Raw genomic sequence first — 16,841 nt, 5'->3', positions numbered from 1 at the left:
CGTCCTTTTCAGAGGCTGCGGGCGTTGATGTCGCCCTGCAGGGTGCTGGCGTGGATGTCGAGCTCGACGGTGCCGTCGTTCTTGAGGGCGTTGCTGACGCGGCCGTGGCCGGTGCCAGCGTCCAGGGCGGCCGAGACGCCGGCCGCCGCCGCGACCGAGATGTCGCCGGACTGGGTACGGAGGACGACAGTGCCGCGCATGGCCTCGGCGACCCTGATGTCACCCCGGGCGGTGCTGATCTCGGCGGGCCCGTTGAGCCGGCCGATCTCGACATCGCCGTCGATGGCGGTGAGGCGCACACTCGCCGCCTCGTCAATCTTGATTTCCCGGTACGCCCCGTCGACGGTGACGTCGCCGAGGCGGCCGACGCCCCGAAGCTCGGCGCTGGCGGCCCTGGCCTCGACATGGGAGTCGGCGGGCACCCGGACGGTGACCTCCAGAGAGCCGGAGGGGCCGAAGAGCTTGTTGATGGGACGTGCGGTCGTGATTCGCAGGACGCCGTCGGCGTAGGCGACGGTGGTCTGCTCGGCGGCCCTGGTGTCGCTGCTCTTGGCGGGGTCGGCCGGGAGGACCTCGACGGTGGTGTCGGCGCGGTCCGCGGCGATGAGCTGGATGCGTCCGGCGGGGATGTCCAGGACGGCGGAGATGGGGGCGGGGGTGTCGAACGTCTGCATCGTGCTCTCCCAGGTTCGTGCTTGTTTCTGATGTGGGAAACGCTACGTTGCTTTCCAATTTCCGCAACACCCTCGTTGCAGTGAAACGGTGTTTTAGCTGTTCAAGCTCCTGCGATTGTTGCAACCATCCAGAATCTAATGCAACGATTCCCTCGTCGTCGTTGCATTGATATGTGGGTTAACGCTATGGTGACGGGGTCTGGGCCGCCGCCCTACGGGACCACGAGGGAGATCGCGATGCCGGGAGGCAGACTCAGCCAGCAGGAACGCCAGCAGATCGCGCTGGGGCTGGCCGACAGCCTCTCCTACGCCGAGATCGCCCGACGCCTCGACCGTCCCACCTCGACGGTCACGCGCGAGGTGATGCGCAACGGCGGCCCCACCGGCTACCGCGCCGATCTGGCCCACCACGCGACCGAGCGCCGCGCCCACCGGCGCAAGCCCGCCCCTTCCCATGGGGCCGAGGCGGCCCGCCGACCAGACGGACGCGACGCCCAGGCCGTGGCCGACTACGAGCAGGCGTTCACCACCGTCCTCATGGCCTCCGGTCTGAACAAGATGGGAGCCCGAGTGTTGACCAATCTGTTCCTCACCGACTCGGGCAGTCTCACCGCGTCTGAACTAGCCCAACGCCTCCAGGTCAGCCCGGCGTCGATCTCCAAGGCGGTCACCTTCCTGGAGAGCCAGAGCCTCGTCCGCCGCGAACGCGACGAGCGCCGCCGCGACCGCTACGTCGTCGACGACGAGCTCTTCTTCCAGGCGACGATCGCCAGTGCCCGGGCCAACGACCATCTCGTCGCGACCGCACGCCAGGGCGTCGCCCTCCTCGGGGCGCACACCCCCGCCGCCGCCCGTCTGGAGAACATCGCCCGCTTCCTCGACTTCATCAGCGAGAGCATCACCCGCGCCGCCGAACAGGCCCGCGAGGTCCTCCGCAGCAGGCCTTCCAGCGCGACCAGCCACGTGCCGCCGGGTCACAGCGACCAGGCGGCAATCCGCTCGTAGCGCGGTCGGCCGCCGGGGTGGCTGCGCACCAGCAGCAGCTCCGACGCCGCCCACGATGGCCCTTCGTACCCGTCCAGGCTGGCCCGGTCGGCCTCGACGTCGGTCGGGTCCATCCGATCGCCGGGCCGGGCAACGGTCAGATGCGGCCGGAACGGTTTCTCGTCGCACGGCAGCCGGCCGTGGCTCAGCCGGGACCGAATCAGCCCGGCCAGCACGTGCAACGCCTCGACCTCCCCCCGCAGGTCCACCCACAGCACTGTGGTTCGGCCGCGGCCGAATCGGCCACCGCCGCCGAGACTCAACCGCGGTAAGGCGTCCCGGCCGTTCCGGAACCGCTCGGCGGCCAACCCGAGCGCACTCTCCACCTCGATCAGCCGATCAGACTCGACGGCGCCGAGGAACGTCAGGGTGAGGTGCAGGTCGGCCGGGTCGGCGAGCCGGACGTTGACGCCAGCGGCGGTCGCCGCCGCGACGCGCAGACGGGCGACCTGTGCGCCGAGGTGATTGACCGCCTGGACGGACGGGCGGACCGCGACGAAGAGTCGCACAGCGTGCGGCCGCTCAGCGGTGCCGCTGCCGAAGCCCAGCCCGGGCCGCCGGAAGGGCCAGCCCGGCGGCGTGCAGCACGCCCTCCACCCGGACCCGCTCGATCTCCTGGTCGACGCCCTCCAGCTCGGCGAGGTGTTCGGCGATGCCGAGGGCGCGGCAGGCGAGGCGAAGCCGGTCGTCGTACGCCTGGAGCAGCGCGCTGTGCCAGACCATTGATCGACCGCCGCCGACGATCCGCTGACCACCGAGGCGGCGCAGGTCGGCGGCGAGCTGCTCCAGCGGCCGGCGGTCAACGCGGTCGAACTCGCTGAGGTCGATGTCCCGGGTCAGCGCGTCGGCCTCGATGGCCCGGTCGAGTCGGGCGATCGTCCGCTTCTCCCGTCGGCGGTCACGCCACTCGGACCAACCGCAGACCGCCCGGTCGACGATCTCGTCGTAGCAGAAGAGCAGGGCGAATGCCGCCGGCAGAGTGGCCACGGCGAGGAACGCCAGGGCCAGCATCAGCGCGCGTCCGACTCCCACGTATCGACGCTAAGCCCCGCCGTGCCACCCCGCCAGCGGTTTGGCCGCATCCGCGCAACCGGACGCGGCCGGCGCCGGTGGTAAACCTCAGCAGTCGGTGGAGGTGACGTAGAAACGGGGCATCGGCAGCACCCGGAACCGCAGCCGGGCACCGGAGTGGCGGAGCTGCCAGGTGAGCGCGACCAGAGCGGCGGCCAGCGAGATGAGCCCACCCATCCAGATGCTGGCACCGGCACCGTAGTGCTCCGCGACCCAGCCGATCAGCGGCGCGCCGACCGGGTTGGTGCCCAGGAACACCAGCACCCACAGGGCCATCACCCGTCCCCGGAAGGCTGCGTCGACGCCCATCTGGATCCGCTGGTTGGCGGCCTGGGCGAAGAAGACCATGCAGAAGCCGGTCGGCACCAGCAGCGCCACCACCAGCCAGTACGCAGAGGAGAGGCCGACCAGGGTGCCGAAGCTGGCGCAGGCGATCGCCGCGCCGAGCACCAGCCACACCGACGGGCGGCTACGCCGACCGGTGCCACTGAGCGCGCCGCCGAGCGCGCCGACGGCCAGCGCCGTGCTGAACAGGCCGAAGGAGGCGGCGCCGGTGTGGAAGACCGTCTTCGCCAACGCGGCCAGGGTGAGCTGGAAGTTGAACAGCGACATGCCGATCACCGACATGATCGCCATCGGCAGCAGCAGGTCGGGGCGGCGCCACACGTACCGCAGCCCGTCGACGACCCGGGCGGACGCCCGCTCGTCGCGGGGCAGCAGAGCGTCGCGGTGCAGCTCGGTCGTACGCATCCGGACCACGTTGACCAGGGGCGCGACCGAGCTGAGGGCGGTGAAGAGGAAGACCGGGCCCACGTCGAACGCGGCGATGGCCAGGCCGGCGACGGCCGGCCCGACGATCCGGGCGGAGTTGAACACGGCGGCGTTCAGCGACAGCGCGTTGGGCAGCAGAGGCGTGCCGACCAGTTCGGAGACGAACGCCTGCCGGACCGGGGTCTCCACCGCGTTGGCCGTGCCGAGCAGCGCGGCGAAGGCGAAGACGTGCCAGAGCTGCACCATGTCGGTGAGGACCAGCACCGCCATGCCGAGCGCCAGCAGGCTCCAGAAGGCGTTGGCGGCGAAGAGCAGCACCCGCTTGTCGTACCGGTCGGCGAGCCGGCCGGAGAGCAGGGTGAGCAGGAGCACCGGGGTGAACTGGCAGGCGGTGACCACGCCGAGCGCGGTCGCCGAGTTGTTGGAGAGCTCGAGGACGAGCCAGTCCTGGGCGATGAACATCATCCAGACGCCGATCAACTTGATCAGCTGCCCGGATGCGAAGAGGCGGTAGTTGCGGACCTGTAGGGACTGGAACATCGTGCTCAGCTTCGCCTGCACTCTTGGTGCGCCTCCTCCGGACGTACGCGTCATCGACAGGTGACGGCACGGACCCGGTGGCGCGGGTGCGGCTCAGGCGCGAGCGAGCTGCTGAAGAATCTCGGCGGCCCTCTGCAGGGTCTCCCGTTCGTCCTCGTCGAGTGCGGCCAGCCGGTGGGCCAGCCACTCGTCGCGGGCCCGCTCGAACTGGTCGAGCACGGCCTGCCCTCCTTCGGTCGCCGCGAGGATGACCTGCCGCCCGTCGGTCGGATGGGGTGTCCGCCGCACAAGGCCGCGGTCCTCCAACTTCCCGACGATCTTGGTCATCGTCGGCGGCTGCACCCGCTCCACATCGGCCAGCTCCCGGGGTGTCATCGCGCCAGCCAGCCGCAGGCTGGTGAGCGCGGAGACCTGGGTGACCGTGAGGTCGCCGACCGGTCGGGCCTGTCGGACCCGCCGGTTGAGTCGGGTGATCGCATCACGCAGCTGGGGAGCCAGCTGCGCCGGTGGCACGCGTTCCGCCGTCACCGTCCGCTCCGTCACAGTAGTTAGCTTAACTAATGAGCCTGGCTAACGACATCCGTTATGACCAGGCTCACGAGGGGATTCGAATGGTACGGGCGGGGAATCCTGATCGACTCCCCGCCCGGATGTGCCTCAGAGCACCAGGGACTCGATGGGCCCACGCAGGAAGTACAGCACGAAGAGTGCGGCCACCCCGTACAGCAACGGGTGGATCTCCCGGGCCTTGCCCCGCGCCAATTTGACCACCACGAAGGTGATCAGGCCAGCGCCGATCCCGTTGGAGATCGAGTAGGTGAACGGCATCAGCACGATGGTGAGGAACGCCGGAATGGCGATCTCGTAGTCGGACCAGTCGATCGTCCGCACCGCGGTCATCATCAGGAAACCGACCACCACCAGGGCCGTCGACGCCGCCTCGAACGGCACGATCACGACCAGCGGCGCCAGGAACATCGCGAGCAGGAAGAGCGCGCCGGTGACCAGGTTGGCCACGCCGGTCCGGGCGCCCTCCGCGACACCGGCGGCGCTCTCGATGTACGACGTGTTGCTGGAGGTGCTGGCCGCACCGCCGGCCGCCGCCGCGATCGAGTCGACCAGCAGGATCTCCTTGGCCTTCGGCGGGGTGCCCTGCTCGTCGAGCAGGCCGCCTTCCTGGCCGACCGCGACCATCGTGCCCATGGTGTCGAAGAAGTCCGTGATCAACAGCGTGAAGATGAACATCAGCACGACCAGCCAACCGGCCCGGCCCCACGAGTCGAGCACGTTGAACTTGCCGAGCAGCGACAGGTCCGGCAGGTCGACCACCGACTTCGGCAGCTCCGGAACGTTCAGCGACCAGCCCTTCGGGTTGGGCTGACCGTTGACGAACGACGGGCCGATGTTGCCGACGGCCTCCACGATCACCGCGAGCACCGTCGAGGCGAGGATGCCGATCAGGATCGCGCCCTTCACCCGACGGACCACCAGCACCAGCGTGATCAGCAGGCCCACCACGAAGACCAGCATCGGCCAGCTCACCAGCTTGCCGCCGATGCCCAGGCCGACCGGAACTGTGGTGTTGGCATCATCCGGGATGCGTCGGACGAAGCCGGCGTCCACCAGGCCGATGATGGTCAGGAACAGACCGATGCCGACCCCGATCGCGCTCTTCATCTGGGTTGGCACCGAGCGGAACACCGCGGTCCGAAGACCGGTCAGCACCAGCACCGCGATGATCAGACCCTCGATCACCACCAGGCCCATCGCGTCGGCCCAGGTCATCTCGGGGGCGATCTCGTACGCCACCAGCGCGTTGACACCCAGACCGGCGGCGAGCGCCAGCGGGAACCGGCCGACCACACCCATCAGGATGGTCATCAGGCCGGCGACGAGCGCGGTCGCGGCAGCCAGCGCGGGAATCGGGAGGCTCTTGCCGTCACCGTCGACGGCGCCGCCCAGGATCAGCGGGTTGAGCACCACGATGTACGCCATCGTGAAGAAGGTCGCCAGGCCACCGCGTACCTCACGGCTCAACGTCGAGCCACGGGCGGAGATCTCGAAGAAACGGTCGAAACCGTTACGCGGATGAGCGGGGTTGGGAGGTGTGCCGTTCTCGGGCGGCGCTACGGCCATCAGGTCCTCGCAGGTGATCTTCCAGTTGTCGCGCGCATCGTCCCAGATCGTCGGTGGGCAGGGGAAGTAGATCCCGTACGCTTGCCGGATGCCGAACGAGCAGCCACCGCGGCCCGCACCACTGGATCCGCCGATGGTGCCGTTCGCCCTCGCCGGGTTGATCGCGTGGGCGGTGGCCGGGCTGGTCCTGCTGATCTTCTTCCGGGGCTGGCTGACCGACCACGGTCACCAGAACTGGCTCTGGACCTGCCTCGCCGGTTTCCTGTGGGGTTTCCCTGGCCTCGCCGTGATGATGCGGCACGACGCCAACCGACGCCGCCGCCGCGCGAGGTGAGCTGGTTGCCGCGCCGGAGCGCTCCGGCGCGGACGATCAGGAGTGCCCGTACGGCTCCGCCGGCTCAGCCGCCTCGACCGAGCCCGGAGCCCGGCTGACCGACATGGCCTCCACCGCGCTGTCGTCGTACACCGTGGGGAGCTCGTCGACAGAGGTCTCGGCCACCTCGATCAACGTCTCGGAGTGGGCGCCGCAACCGTGGTCGGCGCTCACCACCCGGCCGTCGTCGGGGGCGTAGAAGTTGCCGCACGCCCCGAAGGCCTGCCGCATCGCACCGGCCAGCGGCAGGTAGAAGCCGCAGGTGCCGCAGCGGGCGGCGGACGGAGCGGCGGACGAGATGGCCGCGGCGGGGCCGTGGTCACCTTCGTACCAGCGCTGCGCCGTGTCGATGCGGCCCTCCCGGGAGAGCACCCGGGCGCGCCCGAGGCCCAACTCCCAAGCCGTCTCCTCGACCGCAGGGTCGTCGGAGAGCAGGTAACCGGGGACCAGTCGATCGTCGTCGGGCGAGGTCGGGAGCAGGTCACCCGGGCCCAGGTCGCCCGGCTTGAGCCGCTCCTGCCAGGGCAGCCAGCCGGGCGCGAGCAGCGCGTCCGGGCCGGGCAGCAGGACCGTCTCGCAGATGGTCACCGTCTTGCTGCGCGGTACCCGGGTGACGGTGACCGCCCAGCGCCAGCCGTTGTAGCCAGCGAGGCGACATTCGAAGTAGTGGGTGACCAGCCGATCACCTTCGGCAACGACCTGCAGGTGATCGCCGACATCGTCGGCGTCCACCTCGGTGATGCCGGCGCGGGCCACCTCGACGGCGGCGGCGCAGACCTGGTCGAGACGGGCGGCACGGGTGGAGACGGGCCTGGTCACCTCACCATTGTTCCCCATGCGCCTCGCAGGGGTGACAGGGACTCCCGGGGAACCTTTCCCAGCGGTGGTGCGGCGTACCCGGATCAGATGGGCGAGGATGGTGCACATGCCGTCGTACTCCCGCTCCGGGCGATCCGTCCTCGGGCGGACCGTCGGCACCGGCATTCGCGCCATCCGTCTGCTGCTGCGCGGTTCGGTGGGCAGCGGCCGCTGGGTGACCCGCCGGGCCGGTCGGGCCCGCGCCCGGGGTGCCGGCGGTGAGGTCGGCATGGTTCGCCTGTTCGACCTGCACGCGCTGTCCTGTGCCGGTGACACCCTGATCGCCATCGGTCTTGCCGGCACGATCTTCTTCAACGTGCCGCTCGGCGAGGCCCGCAGCAAGGTCGCGCTCTACCTGCTGGTGACCATGGTGCCGTTCGCGATGCTCGCCCCGGTGGTGGGCCCGCTGCTGGATCACTTCCGGCACGGCCGGCGGTACGCCCTGGCCGCGACGATGCTCGGCCGCGCCTTCCTGGCTTGGTTGATCTCCGACTACATCCACGGCTTCGGGCTCTATCCGGCCGCGTTCGGGGTGCTCGCGCTCTCCCGGGCGTACGGCGTGGCTCGCTCCGCGGCGGTGCCCCGGTTGCTGCCGGAGGGCCTCGGCCTGTCCCAGGTGGGTGCGCGGGCCAGCGTCTACGGCACGGTCGCGGGTGCGCTGGTGGCGCCGATCGGGTTGGCCGCGTTCTGGTTCGGGCCACAGTGGCCGCTCCGGGTCGCGTCGGTGATCTTCCTGGTCGGCATGGTGATCTCGTTGCGGCTGCCGCCGAAGGCCGACTCGGAGCCACCGGAGCGGGTCCCCCGGCCACTGCGCGCGCTGGGCCGCCGCCGTGGTGATCGCCCCTTGGGTCGGGGCCGGCCGTCCGGCCGGCTGGTGATCGCCACGCTGATCGGCGCGGCGACGCTACGCGCGCTCTACGGCTTCCTGCTGCTCTTCCTCGCCTTCGCGATCAAGAAGGGCGACCTGACCACCGTGGTGTTCGGTCGGGAACTGGGCGCCGAGTGGGCGTTGGGCGTGGTCGGCGGCGCGCTCGCGGTCGGCACCTTCCTGGCCACCGCCATCGGCACCCGACTGCGCATCCACCGGCCGACCGCCATCCAGTCCAGCAGCATGATCATCGTGGCCGGGGTGGCGGTGCTCGCCGTCATCCAGTTCTCGCTGCTGATGGTCGCCCTGCTCTGCCTGGTCGCCGCGATGGCCAGCGGGATAGCGAAGCTGGCCGTTGACGCCTCGATCCAGGAGCGCATCCCGGAACGGCTGCGGGCCAGTTCCTTCGCCCACTCCGAGACGGTGCTGATGCTCGCCTTCGTCGCCGGCGGCGGGCTCGGGCTGGTGCCGTTCGATGGCCGGATGGGCATCGCCGTGGCCGCCGGGGTCGGCGTCCTGGCCGCGATCCGGGGTGTGCTGGCCGCCGCCCGGCTTCGCGGCGAGAAGCTGGCCGGCCGACCGCTCGGTGACGACGAACTGACCGAGGACGAGCCGGCGGACGAGCCCGGCGACCCCGCGCCCACCTCACCGGCACCGGCCCAGACCAGCTCACCGCAGTACGACGACCCGAGCCTCGCCCCGCCGGGCTACCACATCTACCGCCCGTCGTCTGCGGTTGGCGGGCCGGGTGGCGGGGCCGACGACGAGACCCGCCGGGAGTCCCCCGGCTCACTCTCGTGACCGGTCTGCTGGTGGTGACGGCGGTTCCCGCCGAGGCGGACGCGGTCCGCGCAGGACTGACCGACCCCACCGTGACAGTCACCCCGATCGGTGTGGGCCCGGCCGTCGCCGGTGCCGCCACCGCCCGGCTGCTGGCGCTGGCCGAGGCCGCCGGCCGCCCGTACCGTGCGGTGGTCAGCGCCGGTGTGGCCGGCGGCTTCACCGGGCGGGCCGAGGTCGGCGACACGGTGCTCGGCACCGCCAGCATCGCCGCCGACCTGGGCGCGGAGTCGCCCGACGGCTTCATCCCGGTCGACGAGCTGGGCATGCCGCCCGCGCTGCTCGGTGCCGGCAGCAGGGTGCCGGCGGACCAGGGCCTGCTGGCGGCACTGCGGGCCGCCCTCCCGACGGCCACGGCCGGCCCGGTGCTCACGGTCAGCACCGTCACCGGCACCACGGCCAGCACCGACGAGCTGCGCCGGAGGCATCCGGAAGCGGTCGCCGAGGCCATGGAGGGGTACGGCGTGGCGGTCGCCGCGGCGCAGGCCGGGGTGCCCTTCGCGGAACTGCGCACCATCTCCAACCCGATCGGCCCCCGCGACCGGGACGCCTGGCGGCTGCGCGAAGCCCTGGCCGCCCTGACCACAGCAGCCCCGGCGCTGCGCTGACCCAGGCGGCCTTCAGGAAAAACAGCGTTTGCCCGGGTGGCCCAGGCGCAGTGCGGTTGGGCGGCGTGCCTCGATCTCGAAGCCGCACGCCAGCAGCAGGTCGGTGCCGGATCCCTCGGCTATCGCTGCCGCGTCGTCGATGCCTGCCTCACGCATCCCGGTCACCAGTGCGGTGACCAGCCGACGCCCGAGCCCCAACCGCCGGTACCGGGCGTCGACAAGCACGCCGTCGAGCACCATCTCCCGCTCCGGCTCGTCCGGATGCCACTCCCCGTGCTCCAGGAATGGGCTCCGCTCGTGGGCCCGCAGCTCACCAACCAGCTTCCCGCCGGGAAGCTCGGCGACGTAACGCCAGGAGGTGGCCGGCAGGTCGCTACTGAGCACCCGACGCACCTGCGCAGTCCGCCGGACCTCGGCAGCCCACCGCCGGTTGTCGCGATAGCGCCGGTTCAGCTCGTACGCTGCCGGTGGCAGCGGGAGTGGATACCGCTCGGGCGGCAACCGGTACCACTCCGCCCACCAGGCGCCGGGCCAGTCCCGAGGCTCGTGGACCGGCCAGACGTCCAGGTGAGCCGGGTACCGGCGGCCTGCCTCGTCCCACATGTCGTCGTGCGGGACCGGCGTGGGTTCGGTGACGCCGGAGCTGGATGGTGGGACGCCAACGGCCAACGTCCCGCCCGCCGCCTGGACGAGGCGTTCCACCGTCCGGAATCGGGGATCGACCGCCCGCCCCGACTCGATCCGGGCCAGCGTCGGCTGCGGCACCCCGGATCTCTCGGCCAACTGCCGCTGACTCAAATCGGCCCGCCGACGCAGCGCGCGGAGCGCCCGACGAGATCGGCTGCGCCGGCCTCGTCGGTGTGGTCACTCGCCTCGGTCACAGGCCGATGTTCCCGGCTGGTCGACGAGCTATCAACACCCCGCGCCAACCTGTGGATAACGCTGTGGACAACCTCTCCGACCGGTGGACGAACTACCCCCGCGATTCCCTTTGGAGCTGAATCGTTTGCGGCATCACTACCCTGTCAGAGTCCCCAGCTCCGGACCACGGTCACCGACGCTGGGCGATTCGTCTACGACATCAGCTCCAAAGGGAGACTAGGCAGGGTGCTCGACCCTGCTGGGCCGATCGCGCCCACGCGTTGTTCCACCCGGCGGCGTCCGCCGCAGTCGACGCCGCCGCCTCGCTCCGACCTAGAGCACAGCTGCGGATCACACCTGCACGGCCCGGTCGCGGGTCACAGTCGTGGGGTGGGCACGGACCCCGTGCGGTGGGCGGGGCTACCGTGGGGGTGTGGCGCTCTCCCTGGCGATCTCGCCCTGCCCCAACGACACGTTCGTCTTCCACGCGCTGGTGCACGGGCGGGTGCCCGGCGCGCCGCCGGTCGAGGTGACGTACGCCGATGTGGACGTCACCAACACGGCGGCCGAGCGGGGCGCGTTCGACCTGGTGAAGGTGAGCTTCGCGGCGCTGCCCTGGCTGCTCGACGACTACCACCTGCTGCCCTGCGGGGGCGCCCTCGGTCGCGGTTGCGGTCCGCTGGTGCTCACCCGGGGCGACCGTGACGGCGGGCCGGACCGCACCGACCTGACCGGTGCCACGGTGGCGGTGCCGGGCGACCGGACCACCGCGTACCTGCTGTTCCGGCTCTGGTCGGCGGGGCGACCGCCGGCCCGGATCGAGGTGGTTCCGTTCCACGAGATCATGCCGGGCGTGGCGGCTGGGCGTTACGACGCCGGGCTGGTCATCCACGAGGCCCGGTTCACCTACCACCGGCACGGCCTGAGCGCCCTGGTCGACCTCGGTGAATGGTGGGAGGCCGACACCGGCCTGCCCATTCCTCTCGGCGCGATCCTGGCCCGACGCGGGGCGGTCGACCCGGAGGCCGCGGCCGGCTGGGTCCGCGAGTCGGTCCGGCAGGCCTGGGCGGACCCGGCGGCCAGCCGGGAGTACGTGCTGGCGCACGCCCAGGAGATGGAGCTCGACGTGGTCGACCGGCACATCGGTCTCTACGTCAACGAGTTCACCGCGGACCTGGGCGAGGCCGGTTTCGCCGCGGTGGCGGCACTGCTCGACCGGGCCGCCACCGCCGGCCTGGTGCCTCAGACCTCCAGCTCGCGGGCCACCGCGTGGACCAGCTGAGCGATCTTCTGCGCGGCCTTCTTGTCCGGGTACCGACCCCGGCGCAGGTCCGGCTGGACCTTCGCCTCCAGCACCTTGATCATGTCTTCGACCAGGCCGTGCAGTTCCTCGGCCGGCCGACGGCGCAGCTCCGACATCGACGGCGGCGCGTCCAGCAGCTTGACCCCCATGGCCTGTGCGCCCCGGCGGCTGTCCACCACGCTGAAGTCGACCCGCTGGCCACCCTTGAGGTCGGTGACGCCCGCCGGCAGCGCCCCCTTGGGCAGGAACACGTCGCCGCCCTCGTCACTCGTGACGAAGCCGTATCCCTTGGCCGTGTCGTACCACTTCACTCGACCCGTAGGCACCTGAAAACCCCTGCTTCACTTGAGCCGCTACTGCTCCAAGGCTAGCTGGATCATCCCGTCGAGCGCCGCTGGGAATTCGGTGAGCTCGTCCAGCACCATTTCCGCCCCGGCCGCGCGCAGTTCATCGGCGGAGCACGGGCCGGTTGCCACACCGATGCCGGGCACGCCGGCCGCAGCCGCCGCCACCATGTCCGCGACATGGTCACCTACGTAGTGGGTCGCGCCGTGCTCCCGCAGAGCGGTCGCCTTCTGCTCGGCGAACAGGTCGCCGGCCAACTCGTCGACCGCGAGACCGAGGTGGTCCAGGTGCAACCGGGCCAGCCGGCCCATCTTGGCAGTGACGACCAGCACGCGGCCGCCGCGGGCGTGGATCGCCTCGATGGCCTCCCGCGCGCCGGGCAGCAGGAGCGTCGGGGTGATCGCGTACGCCGGGTAGAGCTCGCGGTACGCGCGTACCGCCGATTCGACCTGTTCCGCCGGAAACCAGTGCTCGATCTCGGTACGCAGCGGCGGGCCGAGCCGGGACACCGCCAGTTCGGCGTCCACAGGCACACCGGTCCTCGCGGTCAGTGCCCGGAAAGCCGCGGCGATGCCGGGGCGGGAGTCCACCAGGGTCATGTCGAGGTCGAATCCGACGGTGAGTGCGGGCATGTCGAGAAACGTACCGGCTACTCCCAGTCGGCCGGACGTCCGAGGGGCGCGGAAGCCCGGTGCCGGGCTAGCGTGGAAAGACGATGACCACCTCACTCGCCGACCACCTGCGGTCGCTGCCCGACGAGTCACTGGCCGCGCTCCTCCAGCTGCGGCCCGACCTCGTCGTGCCCGTGCCGGCCGACGTCTCCGCCCTGGCCATCCGGGCCCAGTCCCGGGTCTCCGTGGCCCGCGCGCTGGACGGTCTGGACCAGTTCACCCTCCAGATCCTCGACGCCGCCCGCCTCACCCGGAATCCGGACGACGCCACCACGGCCACCGACACCGTGCTCGCGATGGCGACCTCGGGGCCGCAACCGCCGGCTCCGACGGCCGTCCGGGCCGCCGTGGGCCGACTGCGTGCGCTCTTCCTGCTGTACGGCCCGGAGCACGCGCTCCAGGTGGTGCCCGCCGTCGACGAAGTCGCCCCGTACCCCGCTGGGCTCGGCCGGCCGGCCGCCGAGCTGGACCCGCGCACGGCCGCGCTCTGCGCGGACCCGGCGAAGCTGCGACGGACGGTGCTCGCCGCCCCGCCCTCGGCCCGGGCGATCCTGGACCGGTTGGCGGCCGGCCCACCGGTGGGCAGCGTGCCGCCAGGGGCGTTGCAGGCGCCGCCGCTCGGCGCGGCGGACCCGGTCCTCTCCGACCCGACCAACGGCGGCGCGCCGACCGGCTCCCCGGTGCGGTGGCTCGTCGACAACCGGCTGTTGGTCCCCGTGACGACCGGCTCGTCCACGGCCAGCGGAACTGTGGAGCTGCCCCGCGAGGTCGGCCTGCTGCTGCGCCGCGACAGTGGCCCGCTCGGGGCGCTGCGTACCAGCCCACCGTCGGTGGCCGCCGCGCCACGGGAGCCGAAGGCGGTCGACTCGGCCGGGGCCGGGCAGAGCATGGAGGTGGTCCGGCACACCGAAGGGTTGCTGGAGCAACTCGCCGACGAGCCCGCGCCGGTGCTGCGTTCGGGTGGCATCGGGGTGCGGGACCTGCGCCGGTTGGCGCGTGCCGCCGGGCTGGACGAACCGACCACCGCGCTGCTGCTGGAGGTCGCGTACGCGGCGGGGCTCCTCGGTGAGCTGGAGATGCCCGGTACGACCACCGGCCGGTACGGGGCGGATCAGCAGGTGCTGCCGACCGGCGGGTACGAGGTGTGGCGGGCCGCCTCGCTGGCCCAACGGTGGGAGCAGCTCGCCCGAGCGTGGCTGACCATGACCCGGCAGGTGGGGCTGGTGGGCCGCCGCGACGAGCGGGACCGGCCGATCACCGCACTCTCCGCCGAGGCCGAGCGGGCCAGCGTGCCGGCCACCCGACGGGCGGTGCTCGGCGTGCTCGCCGATCTGGAGCCGGCGACGGCGCCCACCCCGGAGGAGGTGCAGGACCTGCTGGACTGGCGGGCCCCGCGTCGCAGCCGGGGCCGGGACGCCGCCCACCGGGAGGTGCTGGCCGAGGCCGCACAGCTGGGCGTGACGGGGTTGGGCGCGCTCACCTCGTACGGTCGGCTGCTGCTGGGGGACCTGACGTCGACCGACGAGCGGGGTGACGACCCGCTGGGCGTGCACGCGGACGTCGAGAGCGGCGACCCGTCCGGTGCCGCGCGGGCGCTGGACGCCCTGCTGCCCGCACCGGTCGACCACTTCCTGGTGCAGGCCGACCTGACCGTGGTGGTGCCCGGCCCACCCGAGCCGGCGCTCGCCGTCGAGCTGGAGGCGATGACCGAGCTCGAGTCGGCCGGCGGGGCCAGCGTGCACCGGGTCACCACGGCGAGCGTGCGACGGGCCCTGGATTCCGGCTACACGGCCGACGACCTGCACGACGTGTTCCGGCGCCGGTCGCGCACCCCCGTGCCGCAGGGGCTCACCTACCTGATCGACGACGTGGCCCGTAAGCACGGTGGGTTGCGGGTCGGCCTGGCCGGGGCGTACCTGCGCAGCGACGACGAGACGCTGATCAGCGAGGTGTTGGCAGATCGGCGGCTGGAGTCGTTGGCGCTGCGCCGGCTCGCGCCGACGGTGCTGTGTACGCAGTACCAGGTTGGTCGGCTGCTGGGTGCGCTGCGCGACGCGGGGTACGCCCCCGTGCAGGAGGACGGCACCGGCAGCACGGTGCTGGCCCGGCCGCGAATCCGGCGGGCCCCGCCCCGGGTGTCGGTGACCACCCGGACGATCGACCCGCTGGCCGCCCCGAAGCTGCCCATGCCTCGCCTGCTCGGCGTGGTGGAGCACATCCGGCGGGGTGACGCGGCAGCGCGGGCCGCCCGACGGGCACCTGCGGTGGTGCGCGGCGGCGCGCCGGGGCTGGGCGGCGGCCCGGTGCCGGCGCACACCCACAGCGAGGCCCTGGCGGTGCTCCAACAGGCCGTCCGGGACAAGGCGCTGGTCTGGGTGGGTTACGTCGACGCGCACGGGGCGACGGCGTCACGCCTACTCAAGCCGGTTTCGATCGGTGCCGGCTACCTGCGGGCCGAGGACGAACGGACCGAGATGCTGCACACGTTCGCGCTGCACCGGATCACCGCGGCGGTGGTGGCGGACTGACCGACGGCGCCACCGCGCGGGCGCTGTCGGTCAGCGGCGGCTGCGGCGTACGGTGCCGACCACCGAGATGATCAGCAGCAGCCCGAAGCCGGCGCCGGCGGATTCCCCGACCGAGTCGACGAAGCCCTGCTGGAGCACCAGCCAGCCGAAGAGGAACCACCCGAGGAGGAGCGTCGCCGCGACGGCGTACGCGATGACTGTCGCTCGGGACACCTCGTCGGGTGGTGCTTGCTCGTGCTCCGCGAATACGTCACGGTCGACCGTCATGCCCAGCCTCCCCGCCCGGTACGGCACTGGACTCCCAGGGTGACACTCGAAAGTCCGGTCGGACAGGGGGTCATGCCCCCGATTCGCTCCGTGTCGGTCAGGTGCCGGGGCGCCGGCCGATCAGCACCACCCGGGTGCCGACCTTGCCGAGCTCCCACATCCGGACGGCGTCGGCGTGCAGCAGGTTGACGCACCCGTGCGAGCCGATCGACTTGTCGTGCAGGTAGGTGGTGGTCTCGTGGAAGCCCATCCCCTGGGTGAAGTGCTGCCAGTACGGCAGCCACACCTCGTACGGGTCGGACCACTCCTTGGGGTTGCGGTAGTTGACGGCGTACGTGCCGGCCGGGGTGCGGTAGCCGGACATGCCGGTGCGGGTCACCGTCGGCGCCATGATCACCTTGCCGCCCCGGAGCGCCCAGACGGTCTGCCGGGTCAGGTCCACGCAGAACGTGGTGCCGGTGCCGGCCTTGCAGCGGGTCGTGTCGGTGGTGGCGAGGCGCTGGGCCACGTCGAGGGTGGTTGGTCCGGCGCGACCCTCGACGGGGCGAATGCCGTACCTCTTCTGGAACTTCTTGATCGCCGCGCAGTCGGCGGCGGACTGCCGGCCGTCCACGGTCACCGCCCCGAACCCGCCCAACCGGGCCAGGTGGGTCTCCACCGCGCGCTGGTGCTGCCCCTGGGGGCAGCCGGCGACCGTCGGCGTACCGGTGCCGGGGGTTGTGGTGGGCGCCGGGCGGGTCGGCTTCGGCGTGGGTTTCCGGGAGGGTTTCGGGGTGGGCGCGGTCGGCGTGGGCCGGCCGTGCTGGTCGGGCCCGGGCGTGTCGCCCGCCCCCGTTGCCTGTTCCGCCGCACCGGCTGGGGCGGCTCCCCCGCCACCACTCCCGCCGGACTGCGGATCGAACGCGCACGCTCCCGCGCCGACCAGCACGACCACCACGAGGGCAACCAGCCGGGAAGTGACCCGGACATGCTTCATGGGACCTCCCCAGACAGTCGTCCCTTTACTAGACGTTCGTGAGTGCCATCACGGTTGCGCCCGGTGAGCATCTTTCTTTCGCCGTCCCGCATCGTGCAACACTGGAT

General features: G+C 71.8%; 18 protein-coding genes and 1 pseudogene. 6 read left to right on the top strand and 13 right to left on the bottom strand.

Annotated features, from left to right (window positions below):
* Positions 1–8: 8 nt before the first annotated feature.
* Complete coding sequence (locus tag ACQRWP_RS30575; protein ID WP_430499685.1) at positions 9–674, bottom strand: DUF4097 family beta strand repeat-containing protein; 666 nt, start codon at positions 672–674, stop codon at positions 9–11.
* A gap of 237 nt (positions 675–911) precedes the next feature.
* Here ACQRWP_RS30575 and ACQRWP_RS30570 point away from each other — a divergent pair, with 237 nt between their 5' ends.
* Positions 912–1,679 (top strand): helix-turn-helix domain-containing protein, encoded by a 768-nt coding sequence (locus ACQRWP_RS30570; protein ID WP_430499684.1) that lies wholly within the window; start codon positions 912–914, stop codon positions 1,677–1,679.
* Here ACQRWP_RS30570 and thpR read toward each other — a convergent pair.
* From thpR to ACQRWP_RS30545, 5 genes are all read right to left on the bottom strand, one after another.
* Positions 1,649–2,227: an RNA 2',3'-cyclic phosphodiesterase gene (gene thpR / locus ACQRWP_RS30565; RefSeq protein ID WP_430499683.1), complete on the bottom strand. Its 579-nt coding sequence runs from the start codon at positions 2,225–2,227 to the stop codon at positions 1,649–1,651. The two genes, ACQRWP_RS30570 and thpR, sit on opposite strands and share 31 nt — an antisense overlap.
* A gap of 13 nt (positions 2,228–2,240) precedes the next feature.
* On the bottom strand, positions 2,241–2,750 hold the full coding sequence (locus ACQRWP_RS30560) for a hypothetical protein (protein ID WP_430499682.1): 510 nt from the start codon (positions 2,748–2,750) through the stop codon (positions 2,241–2,243).
* Between the two features lie 87 nt (positions 2,751–2,837).
* Positions 2,838–4,121: an MFS transporter gene (locus tag ACQRWP_RS30555; protein WP_430499681.1), complete on the bottom strand. Its 1,284-nt coding sequence runs from the start codon at positions 4,119–4,121 to the stop codon at positions 2,838–2,840.
* Positions 4,122–4,193: 72 nt separating this feature from the next.
* Positions 4,194–4,643, bottom strand: coding sequence for a MarR family winged helix-turn-helix transcriptional regulator (locus ACQRWP_RS30550; protein ID WP_030486369.1), 450 nt, complete (start codon positions 4,641–4,643; stop codon positions 4,194–4,196).
* A gap of 114 nt (positions 4,644–4,757) precedes the next feature.
* Complete coding sequence (locus tag ACQRWP_RS30545; RefSeq protein ID WP_430499680.1) at positions 4,758–6,236, bottom strand: NCS2 family permease; 1,479 nt, start codon at positions 6,234–6,236, stop codon at positions 4,758–4,760.
* An 88-nt stretch (positions 6,237–6,324) separates the two neighbouring features.
* On the opposite strand from ACQRWP_RS30545, the gene ACQRWP_RS30540 reads away from it, so the two are divergent.
* Positions 6,325–6,570 (top strand): DUF2530 domain-containing protein, encoded by a 246-nt coding sequence (locus ACQRWP_RS30540; RefSeq protein ID WP_091395273.1) that lies wholly within the window; start codon positions 6,325–6,327, stop codon positions 6,568–6,570.
* Positions 6,571–6,606: 36 nt separating this feature from the next.
* Here the strand turns inward: ACQRWP_RS30540 and ACQRWP_RS30535 are convergent, their stop codons facing one another.
* On the bottom strand, positions 6,607–7,446 hold the full coding sequence (locus ACQRWP_RS30535) for a DUF3027 domain-containing protein (protein ID WP_430499679.1): 840 nt from the start codon (positions 7,444–7,446) through the stop codon (positions 6,607–6,609).
* A gap of 88 nt (positions 7,447–7,534) precedes the next feature.
* Between ACQRWP_RS30535 and ACQRWP_RS30530 the strand changes: the two genes are divergently transcribed.
* A complete protein-coding gene (locus ACQRWP_RS30530; protein WP_430499678.1) occupies positions 7,535–9,136 on the top strand; it encodes an MFS transporter in 1,602 nt (533 codons plus the stop codon).
* On the top strand, positions 9,133–9,783 hold the full coding sequence (locus ACQRWP_RS30525) for a futalosine hydrolase (RefSeq protein ID WP_430499677.1): 651 nt from the start codon (positions 9,133–9,135) through the stop codon (positions 9,781–9,783). The genes ACQRWP_RS30530 and ACQRWP_RS30525 overlap by 4 nt, the downstream gene beginning before the upstream one ends.
* A 12-nt stretch (positions 9,784–9,795) precedes the next feature.
* Here ACQRWP_RS30525 and ACQRWP_RS30520 read toward each other — a convergent pair whose 3' ends face one another.
* Positions 9,796–10,386 carry a GNAT family N-acetyltransferase gene (locus tag ACQRWP_RS30520; RefSeq protein WP_430503340.1) on the bottom strand — a complete coding sequence of 197 codons (591 nt, stop codon included), beginning with the start codon at positions 10,384–10,386 and terminating at the stop codon, positions 9,796–9,798.
* A gap of 78 nt (positions 10,387–10,464) precedes the next feature.
* Positions 10,465–10,608, bottom strand: a pseudogene (locus ACQRWP_RS30515) (helix-turn-helix domain-containing protein); the annotation flags it as partial.
* Between the two features lie 469 nt (positions 10,609–11,077).
* Here ACQRWP_RS30515 and ACQRWP_RS30510 point away from each other — a divergent pair.
* A complete protein-coding gene (locus ACQRWP_RS30510) occupies positions 11,078–11,926 on the top strand; it encodes a 1,4-dihydroxy-6-naphthoate synthase (protein ID WP_112677681.1) in 849 nt (282 codons plus the stop codon).
* On the opposite strand, the gene ACQRWP_RS30505 is transcribed toward ACQRWP_RS30510, so the two are convergent.
* Both ACQRWP_RS30505 and ACQRWP_RS30500 read right to left on the bottom strand, forming a co-directional pair.
* Complete coding sequence (locus tag ACQRWP_RS30505) at positions 11,887–12,273, bottom strand: cold-shock protein (protein WP_196920747.1); 387 nt, start codon at positions 12,271–12,273, stop codon at positions 11,887–11,889. The genes ACQRWP_RS30510 and ACQRWP_RS30505 overlap by 40 nt on opposite strands.
* A 27-nt stretch (positions 12,274–12,300) precedes the next feature.
* Positions 12,301–12,924, bottom strand: coding sequence for an HAD family hydrolase (locus ACQRWP_RS30500; protein ID WP_430499676.1), 624 nt, complete (start codon positions 12,922–12,924; stop codon positions 12,301–12,303).
* 83 nt (positions 12,925–13,007) lie between these two features.
* On the opposite strand from ACQRWP_RS30500, the gene ACQRWP_RS30495 reads away from it, so the two are divergent.
* Positions 13,008–15,491 carry a helicase-associated domain-containing protein gene (locus ACQRWP_RS30495; RefSeq protein WP_430499675.1) on the top strand — a complete coding sequence of 828 codons (2,484 nt, stop codon included), beginning with the start codon at positions 13,008–13,010 and terminating at the stop codon, positions 15,489–15,491.
* Between the two features lie 30 nt (positions 15,492–15,521).
* Here ACQRWP_RS30495 and ACQRWP_RS30490 read toward each other — a convergent pair whose 3' ends face one another.
* Complete coding sequence (locus ACQRWP_RS30490) at positions 15,522–15,758, bottom strand: hypothetical protein (RefSeq protein ID WP_430499674.1); 237 nt, start codon at positions 15,756–15,758, stop codon at positions 15,522–15,524.
* Positions 15,759–15,855: 97 nt separating this feature from the next.
* Entirely contained in the window at positions 15,856–16,734 is an 879-nt protein-coding gene (locus tag ACQRWP_RS30485) for a L,D-transpeptidase family protein (RefSeq protein ID WP_430499673.1), read from the bottom strand.
* Positions 16,735–16,841 lie beyond the last annotated feature (107 nt).

Source organism: Micromonospora trifolii (assembly GCF_050516465.1).
Lineage (GTDB): Bacteria > Actinomycetota > Actinomycetes > Mycobacteriales > Micromonosporaceae > Micromonospora > Micromonospora trifolii.
Note: the sequence above shows the minus strand (reverse complement) of the source record. Positions and strands in the feature narration are given on the sequence as shown.